17 protein-coding genes, 1 rRNA gene, 1 pseudogene and 1 riboswitch are annotated in these 16,569 nt (G+C 44.6%); of the genes and pseudogenes, 9 read left to right on the top strand and 10 right to left on the bottom strand.

Annotation, left to right across the window (positions count from 1 at the left end; translation table 11 throughout):
• Window positions 1–339: a winged helix-turn-helix transcriptional regulator gene (locus tag AC3CH3_RS17340; protein ID WP_004741127.1), complete on the bottom strand. Its 339-nt coding sequence runs from the start codon at window positions 337–339 to the stop codon at window positions 1–3.
• A gap of 105 nt (window positions 340–444) precedes the next feature.
• On the opposite strand from AC3CH3_RS17340, the gene AC3CH3_RS17335 reads away from it, so the two are divergent.
• Window positions 445–1,212: an SDR family NAD(P)-dependent oxidoreductase gene (locus AC3CH3_RS17335; protein ID WP_488538806.1), complete on the top strand. Its 768-nt coding sequence runs from the start codon at window positions 445–447 to the stop codon at window positions 1,210–1,212.
• A 135-nt stretch (window positions 1,213–1,347) separates the two neighbouring features.
• Window positions 1,348–2,001, top strand: coding sequence for a cupin domain-containing protein (locus tag AC3CH3_RS17330; RefSeq protein WP_372080407.1), 654 nt, complete (start codon window positions 1,348–1,350; stop codon window positions 1,999–2,001).
• 77 nt (window positions 2,002–2,078) lie between these two features.
• On the opposite strand, the gene AC3CH3_RS17325 is transcribed toward AC3CH3_RS17330, so the two are convergent.
• Window positions 2,079–2,717, bottom strand: coding sequence for an NAD(P)-dependent oxidoreductase (locus AC3CH3_RS17325; protein ID WP_488538805.1), 639 nt, complete (start codon window positions 2,715–2,717; stop codon window positions 2,079–2,081).
• Between the two features lie 154 nt (window positions 2,718–2,871).
• On the opposite strand from AC3CH3_RS17325, the gene AC3CH3_RS17320 reads away from it, so the two are divergent.
• The gene (locus AC3CH3_RS17320; RefSeq protein WP_488538804.1) at window positions 2,872–3,768 is read left to right on the top strand and encodes a LysR family transcriptional regulator; all 897 of its coding nucleotides are present in this window, start codon (window positions 2,872–2,874) and stop codon (window positions 3,766–3,768) included.
• A gap of 129 nt (window positions 3,769–3,897) precedes the next feature.
• On the opposite strand, the gene AC3CH3_RS17315 is transcribed toward AC3CH3_RS17320, so the two are convergent.
• Together AC3CH3_RS17315 and ribB are read right to left on the bottom strand one after the other, a co-directional pair.
• Complete coding sequence (locus AC3CH3_RS17315; protein WP_488538803.1) at window positions 3,898–4,746, bottom strand: hypothetical protein; 849 nt, start codon at window positions 4,744–4,746, stop codon at window positions 3,898–3,900.
• A 341-nt stretch (window positions 4,747–5,087) separates the two neighbouring features.
• On the bottom strand, window positions 5,088–5,744 hold the full coding sequence (gene ribB, locus AC3CH3_RS17310; protein ID WP_017054827.1) for a 3,4-dihydroxy-2-butanone-4-phosphate synthase: 657 nt from the start codon (window positions 5,742–5,744) through the stop codon (window positions 5,088–5,090).
• 185 nt (window positions 5,745–5,929) lie between these two features.
• Window positions 5,930–6,080: riboswitch (FMN riboswitch) on the bottom strand.
• Window positions 6,081–6,453: 373 nt separating this feature from the next.
• Between ribB and AC3CH3_RS17305 the strand changes: the two genes are divergently transcribed.
• On the top strand, window positions 6,454–7,197 hold the full coding sequence (locus tag AC3CH3_RS17305) for a phosphatase PAP2 family protein (RefSeq protein ID WP_488538802.1): 744 nt from the start codon (window positions 6,454–6,456) through the stop codon (window positions 7,195–7,197).
• Between the two features lie 85 nt (window positions 7,198–7,282).
• Here AC3CH3_RS17305 and AC3CH3_RS17300 read toward each other — a convergent pair whose 3' ends face one another.
• The 3 genes from AC3CH3_RS17300 to AC3CH3_RS17290 form a co-directional block, all read right to left on the bottom strand.
• Window positions 7,283–7,645 carry an MmcQ/YjbR family DNA-binding protein gene (locus AC3CH3_RS17300; protein WP_019821323.1) on the bottom strand — a complete coding sequence of 121 codons (363 nt, stop codon included), beginning with the start codon at window positions 7,643–7,645 and terminating at the stop codon, window positions 7,283–7,285.
• 79 nt (window positions 7,646–7,724) lie between these two features.
• On the bottom strand, window positions 7,725–8,450 hold the full coding sequence (locus AC3CH3_RS17295; protein WP_488538801.1) for a sulfite exporter TauE/SafE family protein: 726 nt from the start codon (window positions 8,448–8,450) through the stop codon (window positions 7,725–7,727).
• Between the two features lie 224 nt (window positions 8,451–8,674).
• Window positions 8,675–9,886, bottom strand: a complete 1,212-nt coding sequence (locus AC3CH3_RS17290; protein ID WP_048611602.1) for an MFS transporter — start codon at window positions 9,884–9,886, stop codon at window positions 8,675–8,677.
• A 29-nt stretch (window positions 9,887–9,915) separates the two neighbouring features.
• On the opposite strand from AC3CH3_RS17290, the gene AC3CH3_RS17285 reads away from it, so the two are divergent.
• Both AC3CH3_RS17285 and AC3CH3_RS17280 read left to right on the top strand, forming a co-directional pair.
• The gene (locus AC3CH3_RS17285; protein ID WP_488538800.1) at window positions 9,916–10,065 is read left to right on the top strand and encodes a hypothetical protein; all 150 of its coding nucleotides are present in this window, start codon (window positions 9,916–9,918) and stop codon (window positions 10,063–10,065) included.
• 460 nt (window positions 10,066–10,525) lie between these two features.
• Window positions 10,526–11,140, top strand: coding sequence for a DUF6198 family protein (locus AC3CH3_RS17280; RefSeq protein WP_017065874.1), 615 nt, complete (start codon window positions 10,526–10,528; stop codon window positions 11,138–11,140).
• Between the two features lie 59 nt (window positions 11,141–11,199).
• Here AC3CH3_RS17280 and AC3CH3_RS17275 read toward each other — a convergent pair.
• Together AC3CH3_RS17275 and AC3CH3_RS17270 are read right to left on the bottom strand one after the other, a co-directional pair.
• Window positions 11,200–11,298, bottom strand: a pseudogene (locus AC3CH3_RS17275) (RNA polymerase sigma factor SigZ); the annotation flags it as partial.
• The gene (locus AC3CH3_RS17270; RefSeq protein WP_488538799.1) at window positions 11,282–11,578 is read right to left on the bottom strand and encodes an ArsR/SmtB family transcription factor; all 297 of its coding nucleotides are present in this window, start codon (window positions 11,576–11,578) and stop codon (window positions 11,282–11,284) included. The pseudogene AC3CH3_RS17275 and the gene AC3CH3_RS17270, both read right to left, overlap by 17 nt.
• Window positions 11,579–11,811: 233 nt before the next feature.
• Between AC3CH3_RS17270 and AC3CH3_RS17265 the strand changes: the two genes are divergently transcribed.
• Complete coding sequence (locus tag AC3CH3_RS17265; protein WP_488538798.1) at window positions 11,812–12,912, top strand: permease; 1,101 nt, start codon at window positions 11,812–11,814, stop codon at window positions 12,910–12,912.
• 103 nt (window positions 12,913–13,015) lie between these two features.
• Here the strand turns inward: AC3CH3_RS17265 and trmY are convergent, their stop codons facing one another.
• Window positions 13,016–13,615 carry a tRNA (pseudouridine(54)-N(1))-methyltransferase TrmY gene (gene trmY / locus AC3CH3_RS17260; protein ID WP_488538797.1) on the bottom strand — a complete coding sequence of 200 codons (600 nt, stop codon included), beginning with the start codon at window positions 13,613–13,615 and terminating at the stop codon, window positions 13,016–13,018.
• 256 nt (window positions 13,616–13,871) lie between these two features.
• Here trmY and AC3CH3_RS17255 point away from each other — a divergent pair, with 256 nt between their 5' ends.
• Together AC3CH3_RS17255 and AC3CH3_RS17250 are read left to right on the top strand one after the other, a co-directional pair.
• Window positions 13,872–14,396: a DUF3087 family protein gene (locus tag AC3CH3_RS17255; RefSeq protein WP_019825373.1), complete on the top strand. Its 525-nt coding sequence runs from the start codon at window positions 13,872–13,874 to the stop codon at window positions 14,394–14,396.
• A 615-nt stretch (window positions 14,397–15,011) separates the two neighbouring features.
• Window positions 15,012–16,566: ribosomal RNA gene (locus AC3CH3_RS17250) — 16S ribosomal RNA — on the top strand.
• The last annotated feature ends 3 nt before the right edge of the window (window positions 16,567–16,569 follow it).

The following is a 16,569-nucleotide window of genomic DNA, read 5'->3' as shown; positions in this document are numbered from 1 at the left end:
CTACATCTCGTCGATTTCGTTTTGTAGACTTTCCAGTTGATCCAGAATCAGTAAGAACTTCTCACCAAAGGGCGTCACTTGATACTCAACTCTTGGTGGGAGTTCGTTGAACATTTGCTTGTCTAAAATCCCGAATTCCACATTTCGCTTCAAACATTCATTCAGTACCTTGGTCGATAACCCTTCGACCGAACGCACCATTTCACCGGGGCGATTTATGCCATTTGCCAGTAATTGGTAAACCGTTAGTGACCATTTACAGCCGTAGATGGTTTCGACCATGCGAGCGGAACGCTCTGGCGCCGATTTTCTTGAAAAAAAGTTTTCCTGATTTTTCATAAAGATGTACCAATAAGTACCTACCTAACCGATTTGTACTTACTATTCATAGTGTTAGTTCAAAGCCTAAGATTACCACGTTCACATGACTTAGGAGATAACAAAATGAACTTCACTAAAAATGGTATTGCAGTCGTAATTGGTGGCACAAGCGGCATGGGCTTTGAAACAGCGAAGCAGTTAGTCGCTCAAAACATCCATGTGCTGGTTGTTGGCAATAACCCAACTAAGTTAGATAAAGCGGTGTCAGAGCTGCAATCACTAGGCCACGCTTCAGGCTGGCAAACTAACCTTTATGATGATGCCAGTGTGTCTCGCCTTATTGCGCATTTAGAGTCGCTCGAAGAAGGTATTGGTTACCTTGTTAATGCGGCTGGTTACTTCAACCCTAAAGCGTTTATTGATCACCAAGAGTCTGATTACGAGCAGTACATGCAGCTTAATAAAGCAACCTTCTTCATCACTCAAGCTGTCAGCAAGTTGATGATCAAGAACGGCGGCGGCAGTGTAGTTAACGTTGGTTCTATGTGGGCGAAGCAAGCAATCAAAGCGACACCATCTTCTGCCTATTCAATGGCTAAAGCTGGCCTGCATGCATTAACACAACACATGGCAATGGAACTGGCTGAGCATAACATTCGTGTGAATGCGGTGTCTCCGGCTGTGGTTAAAACACCGATTTACGAATCTTTCATTAAACCTGAAGAAGTGGATCAAGCGCTAGAAGGTTTCAACGCGTTCCACCCGATTGGTCGAGTAGGTCTACCGAAAGACATCGCCAATAGCATCTCTTTCTTACTATCAGACAGTGCTGATTGGGTAACGGGTGCCATCTGGGATGTTGATGGCGGTGTGATTGCTGGTCGTAATTAATCAGGATTCTTTTTAGGTGGCTATCGCGCAGGCAAAATAGCAGCGAGATGGCCTCTTTGATCAGTATTCGCGTAGAATAGAAACGAGAAAGACAACAATAATAATTAAAACGATAACAAGAATAAGGTCGGCATTATGTTCAACATGGACTTTTCAAAGAGACTGGTTATAGAAACCGACACACTAGATTGGGTCGCAAGCCCTGCTAAAGGGGTTTGGCGTAAGCCACTTGAAAGAGAAGAGAAAGAATCGGGCCACACGACCAGCGTGGTGAAGTACGATCCTGAATCTTCGTTTTCTGAGCACCCACACCCACAAGGCGAAGAGATCTTTGTATTAGATGGCGTGTTCTCAGATGAAACGGGTGATTTCCCTGCTGGCACTTATATCCGTAATCCGCCGGGCAGCGCGCATTCCCCATCCAGCAAAAATGGCTGTACGATCTTGGTTAAGCTCAACCAGTTTGATGCGAGAGACTTAACTCAAGTTCGCATCAATACGCTAGAAACGGAATGGTTACCTGGTATTGGTGGCTTACAAGTGATGCCGCTGCATGAGTTCGAACACGAGCATGTCGCGTTAGTGAAGTGGCCAGTTGGTGAACGTTTTCAGCCGCATCGTCACTTTGGCGGTGAAGAGATCTTTGTGTTGTCTGGCACCTTTAAAGATGAACATGGCGAGTATCCAAAACACACATGGATGCGCAGCCCTCATATGAGCGAGCATTTTCCATATGTGGAAGAAGAGACCGTTATCCTCGTGAAAACGGGGCACTTGCCATTGGATTAGAGGAATGCTCCATATAAAGATGAAAAAGCCGCATTGCTTTGAGCAATCGGCTTTTTCAATTTTCACATATGGGCAGACTAGTAAGCGACACCAATACGTTGACGCGGGAACTTGCCAGCTTCTAGTTCATCAATCATCGCAATGGCGTAATCGCTGACGGATATTTTGCTGTTGCCATCTTCGTCGGTGAGCAGTTGATCACCACCAGTGCGGTAGGTTGATAGCTTATCGCCCGGGAAGATTTCTGCTGCAGGGCTAATGAACGTCCAGTTAACTTCGTTATCAGATTGTCTGAACACTTCAAGCGCTTCGCCCTGTGCTAGCGCTTCGTTTTTGTAATCCGCAGGGAAGTCAGGAACAGTAACTAACGGAATGTTTGGCGCCACTTCTAATGAGCCTGCACCGCCAACCCAAAGTAGGCGCTCGATACTAATGCTCGGTAATGTTTCCAGCAATTTAGTCGCAGTGTTTTTTACGATGTCGTGATTGCCCAAAGCACGTCCGCCAATCGAAGTGATTACTGCATCAACGCCGGATAGTGCGCTTGCTAGATTTGCTGCTTCATCTTGTAAATCAAATGAACGAACCTCAACATCGCGGATTTCTACACGGCTTGCATCTCTTACAACAGCAACAACCTCGTGTCCGCGAGCTTTAGCTTCTTGAGCGATGTGACTACCAATCCAACCTGATGCGCCTAATACTGCAATTTTCATAATGTCTCTCCAATTATCTCATTTATTGAGTCTGTTTCTCGACAGCCATTGCAGTCTAATAGCTCACTATATTGCGATAAATATCGTAAAATGATGTAGATTGTATCTATATAGTTATCTAATAGGCTTAGTTCAGTGGATAAGGAAAAGTGTGATGGATAGATTGACGGCGATGCGTAGCTTTGTTGAAGTCGCAAATTGTGCCAGCTTCACTCAAGCAGCTGAGCATTTGGATATGAGCCGTTTACAGGTTTCACGCCATGTTCAAGAGATCGAAGGGTGGCTAAAACAGCGGTTGTTGCACAGAACCACTCGTAAGGTGAGTTTGACCGCGGCAGGAGAGATTGCCTTACAGCGCTGCGAGAAAATACTCCATGAAACGGCGGAGTTAGAAGTGACCGCACTGAATCAAACCGATGCTCTTTCAGGTGTGATTCGAATTGCTGCTCCGATTGGTTTAACTCAGCACATGTTATTGGATGTGGTTGAACAGTTCACAGAGCTTCATCCCAATATCACGGTAGAACTTTTTGCTTCTGACCGTTTTGCTCAGCTGGTGGACGACAGAATCGATATTGCGCTGCGCTATACCGATCAACCTGACGATAGTTTGATTGCTCGAAAGCTAATGGAAATTGATTCGGTGGTGTGTGCATCGCAAGCTTATTTAGATAAACATGGTCAACCTAAAACGGTCGACGAGCTTCGACAGCACAATTGTTTTCGCCATTTGAGTGTTTCTAAGTGGGATTTCGTTAAGGATAATCAGCATTTTTCGGTCGAGGTGTCTGGCACTATCAAAGCCAATGATGTTGGAGTATTAACCCGCGCTGCACAGCATGGTAAAGGGGTTGTTCGATTGCCCTGTGATTTAGCCAATCCACTGATTGCGGATGGCAAATTGAAACGAATTTTGGATGATTTTGTTTCACCGAGTAGTGTGCTGTGGGCGGTGTATTTGTCTCGTAGTTATCAGCTGCCGGTTGTGCGTCAGTTCATAGATTTTGCTGCCGAGGTTTGGTCTAGCGATATCAAGTCTGGGGATGTTTGAAACTTCATAGGCAATGATATAGCAATAGAATTTTTAAAACTCATAAATACAAAAATCCGATATCAATGGTGATATCGGATTTGAACTCAATAATTCAGAGTTCCAGCACGCTCTCCTCTCACGAAGTCTTTACATGTAATGATGTACGGATAATCGGGTATTTATCACCTTTTCGTTTACGTCTGGTAAAGGCTGATACAAGTTTCTAGTGATGTCGGATAATACTTGGTCGTAAACTTGCGATACCACAGTAGATATATCACTGGTTAATTCGTACATGCTATCTGCTGGTTGGGTTGCTTCAGTACTTGATGCGATCTCGGTGAGTGCATGCATCGCACGTGTGCAAATGGGAGATCCACTGCTGATAGGGCAGATAATCGATAATTGGTTAAGTTTGCGGTGTGTTTGAGATGCGTAGAATTTGAATCTCGCGTACTCCTCAGGTTTCTCCATATCAGGTATGCACATGCGTAACTTGGTCAGGATCTCCATGCAGTCTAAGATCTGTTGCCAATTCATGTGATACTCACGGCTCATGTCTTCTCGTTCAGACTGAATCAGCCAGATGATCATCACTTCATCCATTAAGAACATGCTGTGACGTATCGTTTTGCCATGAATCGATTGGTTACGCACCAAGCTACGGTTTTGCCAGTCACTGTGCATGGCGATGAGCTTGAGGTGATAGATGCGATACATAGGGCGGCTATCAAACGACACATGGGACTGAAGCAGCTCAGAGACTTCAAGTATGTTGTCGTAAATCTCGTTCACTTTGCGAATCGACTCACTAGACAATTTATATGCTAGAGCGTAATGCGTTGCTGCGCGGTGTTTGCGTGATAACAACAATAATTCTCTAAGCAGAACTAAGGTTTCAAACCGGTGTGATAGCGCTGTTTGTCTCTTCCTTGAGAAATGAAACAGGGCCGCAAGTACTAATACGGATAAACCCACTGAAATAACTACAAACATATTCAACTCCTAATATTTGTATACCTACTTAGTGGTAGTGCAGGCACCGTGCCAAAATAAATAAATGTTATATTTCAGTTGCTTATGATTTATCTATAATTATGGATGATCAATTATGGTGCATGAGTTCACCATTCGAGTGAATGTTTCTCATGTTTTGCAGGATTTTTTGAGAGGTTAGTCGCCGGTGGGGAGATGGAACTTAGATTTCAGTGTAGGAAATGAAGAAGGCCTCACCCTTTATATACTTTTAACTAGAAAAAGCAGTAAGAGTGAGGCCTTTCAATGTTCATTTCTGAGTTTCGTTAGCTTAAGTGCTAAGAAGCGTTTAGCACTAAACGTTACGCAAGCTTAAGATCGAACTCAGTGCGGTACATCACCATATCTTCAATGGTCAGTACTGGCATGTTGTGTAGTTTGCCGAAAGCAACGATCTCTGGCGCTTTTGCCATTGTGCCGTCTGGGTTGGTTACTTCACATAGTACGCCAGCTGATTGAAGACCAGCCATTTGCATAAGATCCACAGTACCTTCTGTGTGACCACGGCGAGCAAGTACACCACCTTTACGCGCGCGTAACGGGAATACGTGGCCAGGGCGAGCAAGGTCAGTAGGCTTAGCTGTTGGGTTGGCAGCTGTCTTGATCGTTGTTACACGGTCAGCGGCAGAAACACCTGTTGTTACGCCAACTTTTGCTTCGATAGTGACGGTGAACGCAGTTTGGTTTGCGCTGTTGTTATCAACAACCATAGGTGGAAGTTCAAGTTGGTTTGCTTGCTCGTCAGTTAGACACAGGCACACAATGCCGCTGCATTCACGGATCATAAGCGCCATTTGAGCATTCGTCAGGTGTTCTACTGAGTAGATGATGTCGCCTTCGTTCTCACGATCTTCATCGTCAAGTAGCAGTACGCCACGACCTTCGCGTAGAGCTTGCAGTGCGTTTTCAACGCGAGTGATTGGTTCGCCAAATTCGGCAAGTAGTGAAGACTGATTCATGGTTAAACTCCTAAAATATCACCAGAATCAGGGCTGTATGAGGGATCTCAACCGAGCACGACAAAGCCTACTCATTACAAGAGGCTTTAGCTCATTATGGTTTTATCCAAAACGAAATGCACCCGTCTGAGTTGGAGGCATCAACCCAATAGATAGGTGCGCCTTTCCAACTTAAACGAGTGTGTTTCCATTCTCTCTCATCCGGACTATAACCGTCGGCTCTGGCATCTCACCAGATCTGCTGACCTCGACGAATCGAGCGCTCGCGGGCTTATCTTTAGATTTTGTTAAGGACATACCGCCGGTGGGGAATTTCGCCCCGCCCTGAGAATAAAAATTAATAATTTGTTTTGCTTTGAAAGCAGACCAGATGGTAATCCTTTCGATAGTGGATTTAAAGGACTGACAGCAAAGTTTTTCAGATTCTGCCTTTATAATCAGGTAAGTGTTCACTTTATCGGCAGACCTTGGCGTGTGGTGTTTAGCCGGGCGCAGGTTATGTTTAGTGGGTTTTGATGTCTATATGTGCACAAGTGGATGGTCTGTATTATTGGTGATGAAGTGACAGTTCATCAGCTCAATACTCAAGAGGCCCCTTAATCGATTATTGTTACACCATGACGGCTTACTGACCGTTTTGACATAAAATTGATATTGGCGATGCTAAGCTGCGATAGCATCCGACCACTTTATCTCAAAGATCTTAGCCATGACTTCTCTGTTCTCTAACAAATCCAAAGGCTTATTACTGCTCGTTTTAAGCTTGTATTCTCTAGTACCCTTTTTGATCTTTGGATCTGACTTCGACCTTGGAAGTGCTGTATTGCCTTTCTATGGTGCTGTGATGACATTCGTGACTTATTCAGCGGGTAACCAAGGGTTCCTAATCACACTCGCGACTCTCTCTTTGTTGGTCCTGACATTAAAGTTCTCAAAAGCAAAGCTAGTGAGTCTTTGTTTGCAGCTTGGTATTTTATTGGTGTTAAGCTTTGCAGCAAAGACATTCCTTAAATCATCAACGGAGAGTCCACGCCCATATACTGAGTACTTAGTTACCCAAGAAGTGGTTGATATGCCGGAGTTGTTTTATGAACTGCCACTAGAAGAAAAGAACGTGGCCATTGAGTCAGTAAAAGATAAGGTCAGCGAGTGGCGAACTCGTCATTGGCATGGCGAAACAGACTATTCATTCCCGTCTGGACACATGATTTTCGTGGGTGTTTGCTTGGCATTCTTTGGTGGGTTGTTCTTAGAAGCGAAGCGTTTTTACCTTGTAGGTGGCATGTTAGCTTGGGCTGGTGGTGTAGCGTATAGCCGTGTTTGGCTTGGTATGCATCGTCCTGAAGACTTAGCGGCGTCTATCGCCTTTGCGGGTTTAATGTATTTATTGGTGCCACTGATTCCAACGCAAAAGATAGAACCTTTATTGCCCAAGTTTTTAAGAGTCACCTAAGTTTTTAAGAGAGGCTTAAGGTTTTAAGAGCTGCCTAAGTTTTTAAGAAGTGCATAATTCTATATTTAACAAGCAGAGATTCTGGCTACTGATTGAGCCCGAGTTCTGCTTGTTTCTTTTTGGTAAGCCCCAAAGACACAATTCTGTGTGACTCAGTGAGGTAGTATCTTAGTTCCTCATCCCTTTCTGATGTGCTCTCAAAAAGCTGAATCCACTTCATGCCACGAGAAGCAAAGTAGGGTGCGGGTTTATAGCCCGGCTCTTCTTTGAGAAAGTCGAAATTCTGATCGGATGCCTTGAAGATAAACGCAGGCTCATTTTTCGGCCCCCAACCACCAATCGCAAACACCTTGCCGCCCACTTTCCAAACGTGAGAGTTATTCCACTGCATCACATAGCTGGTTGCAGGCAGTGATTCACAGAATGCATTGAATTCGTCGTAAGTCATAGAACGTCCTTTTATCTATTGGCTGTTTGATCTGTGGTTTTTAAGATGTCTTTTTTCTTCCAGTCTTTATCGCCAATAACTAGCCAGCGAACCCCTGCCAAATTGCCGTAAAGCCACTGATAGAACATAGCAGTAATGAACCAATGCGTATCTTCTCTTTAGGGATGCTTTGTGTCGTCATCAATGCCACTTTGTAACCCAACCAAGCAGCAGGCAGCAAAGGTATGGTGATGATTAAGTGGTGCATGGTGAAGAAGCCAATTGGGATTTGAATAATCAACGAGATGATCGAACTAAACACGAAAAACGCAGAAAGGTTACCACGAAGCTGATTGGCATCTTGGTGTTGGAGCAGCAGTGCCATCGGCGGACCACCAATACCCGAACTGGTGCCAAAGAACCCAGAAAAGAACCCCGCAATACCCATCTTAGTTGGGGTTGGTTCGAGTCTAAAGGGCAGTAGGCTAACAATCACGGCAAATACCACCAATAAGCCCAACCATAGTGATAACACGCTCGTTGAAACCATCACCAACAAAGCCCCGCCTGCTAGTGAGCCTGGAATGCGGCCCAGCAATGCGATTTTTAATCCGCCAATAGAGATATTTGCTCGATGTTTAAAAGCGTTGAATAACGAGATAAACAGACCGATTAAACAGATAGGCGCAGGTACATAATCTGGAGAGACCAAAAACAGCAGTGGGGCTGCAACAATGGCCAAACCAAAGCCGATTGCGGTTTGCACAAACGAGCCGACAAAAATGAGTGCCATTGCGATAAGGACAGTCTGATCTATGTATTCCATAAGCCTGCGGATTAGTTTTAAAGGAGCGGGTGGATACTATAAATGAAAACCAAAAGAATAGTCTTATTATTCAGTGAGGTTTATGCCAGTTTCGCTAGTTATAATTTCTATTATAACGACCAACAAAAAAGCGAGTGAGTATCTCAGGATGCTTCCTTTCAATACTCACTCGCTTTATTGGAACGACTTGTTGTTTACGCTAGTGGGGGAGTCAGCATAAAACGTTAAGCCATTGCCAATTTCAGTCGCTCAATGGGCTTGTCATTGATTGGTAAATGGATAAGTGCTGCTGCAAATGCCAGCACCACCGTTGACCACCAGATTGGCTCGTAAGAACCGTAGTAATCGTAAATACGACCACCCACCCAAGCGCCTAAGAAGCTACCCACTTGGTGAGTAAAGAACACCAAACCGTACAACGTTGATAGGTAACGGGCACCGAAGATCTGACGAACTAAGCCAGACGTTAGCGGTACTGTACCCAACCAACAGAATCCAATGGCCGCACCGAAGATAGCCGCAGTTGACTCAGTCACAGGCAGAGTCACAAACGCACCGATAACCACAGTACGCACTAAGTACAGTGCAGACATAACGTGGCGTTTGCTGAATTTGTCACCCATTACGCCCCAGAAGTAAGATCCGAAGATGTTGAAGATGCCAACGTAAGCCAGTGCCATCGCAGCGCTACTCGCTGGTAGGTCTTTGTCTGCTAAGTAGCTCGGTAAGTGCGTTGCGATAAACATTACGTGGAAACCGCACACGAAGAAGCCCGCGTGAATCAACCAGTAACCTTTGTGAGCAAACGCTTCAGACAGCGCTTCTTTCAGTGTTTGATTCTCTTCAGCTTGCGCTTGTTTGTTTGAGGCTGCTTTAGGCGCTCGCATAAACAGGGCAAAAGAGATCATCAAACAACACAGTACGCCAAACACTTGCATCGCACTTTGCCAATCAAACTCGTTCAGCATGTATTGTGCGCCCGGAATTACCGCGAACATACCAAATGAACCTGCAGCTGTGGTTAAGCCAAACGCCTTAGCTGCGTGCTCTGCCGGTACAACTTTCGCCACTGCACCAAGCACGATCACATAACTTGTCGCACTTAAGCCAAGGCCAACGAGTGCACCCAATGAAACGTAAAGCATGCTCGATTCGGTAGAAATTGAGGTAAGAAGCAAACCCAAACCGTAAGCACATGCACCCGCGATAATGATGCGTCTTGCTCCCCATTTGTCAGCAGCCATACCAACAAAAGGTTGGAACACGCCGAACAATAGGTTTTGTAGCGCAATCGCAAAGCTGAAAAACTCGCGACCTGTACCGAAATGCTCTGAAATTGGCATCATGAAAATGCCGAATGATTGTCTGATCCCTAGACTGATAATAAGTGTGCCTATCCCTAGCCATACCAGTAAAGGAAAACGGAAAATGCTCATTCTAATACTCTTAAATTAATGGTGGTGATGTGAGTGGTCTTGCGCTGACATGTGTTGGTCAGTCATCTCATGGTGATGTTCGTGTCCAGAATGCTCATGCGCTGATTGCTGGTGGCAGCCACTGCTCACGGCATGCTGAGCCAAGAGATCAATCAATGGCTGACTGTGATGCACAATAACCAAACTAATGACGAGAAATAGCGTCATTCTGGCCAGTTGGGCAAAAAGAGATTGTGAAAACATACGGTGTTGACATGCGCTCAATGTTGTAAGAAGTCGCGCATCATAGTGATGAGTAGGTTATGTATCAAATGACCATTTGTGATGTAGTCTATGTGTTTTATGCATAGATTATCGCTTGATTGGAATTGGGACAAAACGTGTTCAATAAATAAGAAAACTTGAAGCTCGTTGGTTAATACAAACAACTATCTAATTAAGAATGAAAGCCTAAATTAAGGTTTATAACTAGCTGTTTAATTTAAGTTTTCACAAAGCTGTAAAAACTAATATACAAACTAATCACTAAGCAACATTGCTCGTTCACTCGACTTATCTGTCAAACATCGTAAATTTGGTCATAAATCGTTTCAAGACTACTGAAACACGATGTTAAAAGATTCAGGGAGAGTCATTCACATGGATAAAGATCATAACCTTCGCGAAAACTTACTGGCACTGATCTTAGGTAGCGCACTGGTTTCACTCGGCGTTATCTTTTTCAACCAAGTCGGTTTGCTCACCGGAGGCACGGCTGGTCTAGCGATCTTCATTACCAAAGTAACAGACCTAAGCTTTGGCCAAGTATTCTTCGCACTTAACTTACCTTTCTATATTTTGTCGGTTGCTCGTATGGGCTGGCGCTTCACCATCAATACGTTTATCGCTGTTTCGATTGTTTCGTTCGCCGTGGATCACTTGTATCACGTGATTCAAATTGCCGAAATTCATGCATTGTATGCAGCTTTACTTGGCGGTGGCTTGATTGGTACCGGCATGCTGGTGATTTTCCGACATAAGATGAGCTTAGGCGGCTTCAACATTCTGGCGTTGTTCTTACAAGAACGTTTTGGGATTCGAGCGGGTAAGGTTCAGATGGCATTAGACTGCACGATTGTTGTGCTTTCTCTGTTCATTGTTGATGTGTCATTGGTTCTTCTGTCTGTGCTTGGTGCGATAGTCACCAACTTGATTCTAGCAATGAATCATAAACCGGGGCGCTATCAACCTGTGGTTAAAGCAGAAGCAGCATAGTTCGGTTCGATCAAGCACTCGATTCGCAGATTATGAAAACAACAAAGCCAGCATCAATTGCTGGCTTTGACCTTTGAATGCAGGAATGACTTTAATGCTTGCTGGTACTTGGCCCAGACTTGTTCTAGCTTCAAAGGTGCATTAGTTGCACTGTTCATTTACGCAACACTCGTCTTGTAAGAAACCAATAACCCCTTCTAGGCATTCATATTCTGCGACACAAAAGAGAGTTCTGCCTTCACGTCTTTGGCTTATGAGGCCTGCTGATGCAAGGCTTGATATGTGGTGAGATAAAGTAGAACCGGGGATACCGAGTTCTTCTTGTAGGCCGCCAACCGCAATGCCTTGGTAGCCAGCTTTAACGACACTTTTATAGATACTAAGGCGAATAGGGTGGCCCAGCTCTTTCAGTGCTTTTGCTACGACTTCTAAGTTCATATTAACTCCTCAAGATTTAATTTCGATAATAGTCGAAATGACGATCGAATTCAAATATAAAAACAGTGAATACGTAAGTCATTGAAAGTTTTTTGATTTGAAAATTAATTCGATTTTTATCGAAATAAAACTTGATCTGTAACTATTTATTTCTATAATTCGAGAATGTTCGAAATTAAGGGTCGGGTACTTTCCTCATAGAGTTCGACCTTCAATCCTGTTTGGAGTTAATTATGAGCAATGAAATGTTAACAATGCTAAAAGACGCGCTTGATATGTTTGCTTTCTTAGCAGTAGAGCTAATCATCCTTTTCTTGGCAATTAGCTACATTGTTGGGATTCTGCAAGAGTTCCTTACGCCTGAGAAGATTCAATCTATCTTGAGCTCACGCAACGGTAAGGGCTATGCGATTGCCGCATTACTGGGTGCGATTACACCTTTCTGTTCATGTTCGACCATTCCTTTCCTAAAAGGATTGCTGCGTGCAAGAGCGGGTTTCGGTCCAATGATGGTGTTCCTATTTGGTAGCCCGCTATTGAACCCAGTGATCATTGGTTTGTTTGTGATTACCTTCGGCTGGCAAGTTGCTGTGTTCTACTTCCTTGTAGCAATGACGGTGTCTGTAGTGGCTGGTTACGCTCTTGAGAAGCTTGGCTTTGAGCGTTACGTAAAACCTGAAGCGTATGAATCAACAGCTTCAGCTTCAAGCTGTGGCACTAGCTGTGGTGACTCTGCTCCTAAGAAAGCAGCACCGTTTAAAGCGGAATCTTCATGTGGTACAAGTGCATGTGGTGAACCTGCACCCGTAATGGCGAAAGAGACATCTTGCTGCGATTCTAAAAAAGAAGAGCCACAAGTAACGGTTTCATGCTGTTCAGCGGATGGAAGCGCAACAGCTGAAATCGTAGAGAAGAAAGAACCTAGCCGTTGGATGAGAATTTGGTTCTCAACTTGGAAAGACTTTAAACAAGTTTTCCCTTACCTAATGATGGGTATCGCGATTGGTTCATTCATCTACGGCTTCATTCCTACAGACCTCATTGTACAGTACGCTGGTGACGGTATGTGGTATGCGATTCCAGTAGCAGCCGTGATTGGTATTCCACTGTACATTCGTGCTGAAGCGGTAATCCCACTAAGTGCAGCTTTAGTACAAAAAGGTATGGCGTTGGGTTCAGTAATGGCATTGATCATTGGTAGTGCAGGCGCAAGTTTAACGGAAGTTATCCTGCTTAAATCAATCTTTAAGAATCAAATGATTGCAGCATTCCTATTCGTTATTCTAAGCATGGCGATGGGGGCAGGCTTCCTATACAGCTTCATCTTTGGTTAATCAGGTCTGATTTCGAGATAACACCGTTGACATCAAGAGATAGATAATAAAAAAGAGCTCACTTAGTTGAGCTCTTTTTGCGTTGAGACTATTAGTTCGGAGATTAGAAACCGCGAATATCAAGCTCATTGTTGATCAACACCACACACTGAGAAGCGAACAGCATGTTCGGACCTAAACTGATTTTCTCTGTTCCTAAACGCTTTAAGCTGTTGTAGCTTTTCTTTGGCATAGGGATGTGGTCAGTTAGAAGGAAACATGGGTTTTCAGCAATCGATGCGTCACGGATAAAGTCGCCTTTCTTATCCATCATGTACAGTTGGTGGTCTTCAGCTAGCTCTTTAACCAGCTTTTCAAAACTCATAGTACGAACAGTGATGCCCGGCTCAACCTGACGCGCCTGTTCTTTTGTCATACCTTGAGAAGCGTCAACCGCTCTTACTACCGCTGATAACAATGCAGACTCATGGAAGCCGCCAATGTTGGTGATCTCGTTTGAATCAAATGTAATCGTACGTGAAAAGTCTTTAGTACTTTCTAATACAAGGTGCACGGTGACATTCTCACGGTGAGATTGAGCAACGAAGATCGTGTTCATCAGGGTATGAGCCAGAATCTCAGTATGAGCATCTTGCCCAACACCTTCTAAGATAAGTTTGCTCTCTGTAGGGGCTGCGCGAGCGCGTAATACAAATGAACGCATGGAATGTACCTTGTCAGTATGTGATAAAGCGAAACGGACTTTATCAACATGAATTGATGAATAATCAAAATTGTGGCGGTATGTAACTCTTTTCTATTAATGAAGTCAAATGGAGTTGCACTTAGCACCAACCCGCGAACTTTGAGTATTAAATAGAGAATGACCACATTACAAGACGGTAAGGGTTGAAGCGAACCAATGTTTACATAGATAGTATGCGCAAAATTATAAAGTGACTTACATAAGGAAGTTGTCGGTGAAGTTACAGAAGATTAATAAAGAAGAATATAGAAAGAAGATGAACCTGTTGTTGGTGTCATTAGTTGGGTCACTTGCATTGTTTGCCATTGTATTCGGCACCATTCTGATCGAATTGTTTGGCTCGGCGACTTCAATTACTGGTGAATCGACAGGGAACTTTCATTTGAACGTACTTGGGGTGATCTTATCTGTCGCTTTGAATGCGTTTATCGCAAGCCGAGTGAAAGGGCATGAGTATTTCAAAGAAGCGCTTTATGTTTGGAACCTGAAACAAATCCACAATCAAATCTATCGTAAGCTCAAGCGCATTCAGCCAAAAGCGGAACAAGGCGACCGAGACGCGCTGACCATTCTTTACTTCTATTACACTACGCAAAAACAGGTATACGACCTAGACAATAATACGTTAACGATAAAAACGGTTCAGCAGTCGCTAGATAACATCGTAGAACTGAGTGATAAATGGAGCATTGAACTAGATATAGAGGTATTTTCGAAAGATCTAGTCGCGAAATATTAAGTGATATGCCTGTAATTGTATGAGCTTTGACCTGTGAAAGAAGCTTTTGACGTAAAAGTAGACGCTTAAGCAAATTTTTTGAATTTTTATCAAAAAAGAGGTTGCCATGTTTTCGATGATCTCTATAATGCCGCCTCACTGACACGGCAGACGCCACAAGGCCTCAGCGGTAATCAGTAAGACGGAAAGTTCGAAATAAATTAATTTTAAAAAGTGTTTGACACTTAAGATTAAATCGCTAGAATTCACGTCCGCTTTCAAGGGTTTCTTTGTAAAAAGAAAGTTTCGATAAGCAAAGCTCTTTAACAATTTAAACCTATCAATCTGTGTGGGCACTCGTTGATGAATATCAAAACGTTATTGGTTCTTTTTCGAAAGAGCGTAATAACAGTTACTTCGGTAACAAATTGATTTCAATGAACTGAGTGACCAATACGAATAACTACTTTCTCTTGTAGAAAGAAGGTATTTGGCACAGTCAATTCATTACCATTCTGTTCCTATTTATTTAAGAAGAGAGGGGTAATAGCTTTAGAATTACATGTTCATCAATCTTTTTTGAAAGAGCAATGAATATTAGTTTTGAAGTCAGTATTCGTTGAGTCACAAAATCTTAAATTGAAGAGTTTGATCATGGCTCAGATTGAACGCTGGCGGCAGGCCTAACACATGCAAGTCGAGCGGAAACGACACTAACAACCCTTCGGGTGCGTTAATGGGCGTCGAGCGGCGGACGGGTGAGTAATGCCTAGGAAATTGCCTTGATGTGGGGGATAACCATTGGAAACGATGGCTAATACCGCATAATGCCTACGGGCCAAAGAGGGGGACCTTCGGGCCTCTCGCGTCAAGATATGCCTAGGTGGGATTAGCTAGTTGGTGAGGTAATGGCTCACCAAGGCGACGATCCCTAGCTGGTCTGAGAGGATGATCAGCCACACTGGAACTGAGACACGGTCCAGACTCCTACGGGAGGCAGCAGTGGGGAATATTGCACAATGGGCGAAAGCCTGATGCAGCCATGCCGCGTGTATGAAGAAGGCCTTCGGGTTGTAAAGTACTTTCAGTTGTGAGGAAGGGGGTAACGTTAATAGCGCTATCTCTTGACGTTAGCAACAGAAGAAGCACCGGCTAACTCCGTGCCAGCAGCCGCGGTAATACGGAGGGTGCGAGCGTTAATCGGAATTACTGGGCGTAAAGCGCATGCAGGTGGTTCATTAAGTCAGATGTGAAAGCCCGGGGCTCAACCTCGGAACTGCATTTGAAACTGGTGAACTAGAGTACTGTAGAGGGGGGTAGAATTTCAGGTGTAGCGGTGAAATGCGTAGAGATCTGAAGGAATACCAGTGGCGAAGGCGGCCCCCTGGACAGATACTGACACTCAGATGCGAAAGCGTGGGGAGCAAACAGGATTAGATACCCTGGTAGTCCACGCCGTAAACGATGTCTACTTGGAGGTTGTGGCCTTGAGCCGTGGCTTTCGGAGCTAACGCGTTAAGTAGACCGCCTGGGGAGTACGGTCGCAAGATTAAAACTCAAATGAATTGACGGGGGCCCGCACAAGCGGTGGAGCATGTGGTTTAATTCGATGCAACGCGAAGAACCTTACCTACTCTTGACATCCAGAGAAGCCAGCGGAGACGCAGGTGTGCCTTCGGGAGCTCTGAGACAGGTGCTGCATGGCTGTCGTCAGCTCGTGTTGTGAAATGTTGGGTTAAGTCCCGCAACGAGCGCAACCCTTATCCTTGTTTGCCAGCGAGTAATGTCGGGAACTCCAGGGAGACTGCCGGTGATAAACCGGAGGAAGGTGGGGACGACGTCAAGTCATCATGGCCCTTACGAGTAGGGCTACACACGTGCTACAATGGCGCATACAGAGGGCAGCAAGCTAGCGATAGTGAGCGAATCCCAAAAAGTGCGTCGTAGTCCGGATTGGAGTCTGCAACTCGACTCCATGAAGTCGGAATCGCTAGTAATCGTGAATCAGAATGTCACGGTGAATACGTTCCCGGGCCTTGTACACACCGCCCGTCACACCATGGGAGTGGGCTGCAAAAGAAGTGGGTAGTTTAACCTTTCGGGGAGGACGCTCACCACTTTGTGGTTCATGACTGGGGTGAAGTCGTAACAAGGTAGCCCTAGGGGAACCTGGGGCTGGATCACCTCCTTATAC

It is taken from the genome of Vibrio sp. QJM3NY_35 (genome assembly GCF_057785915.1).
Note: the sequence above shows the minus strand (reverse complement) of the source record. Positions and strands in the feature narration are given on the sequence as shown.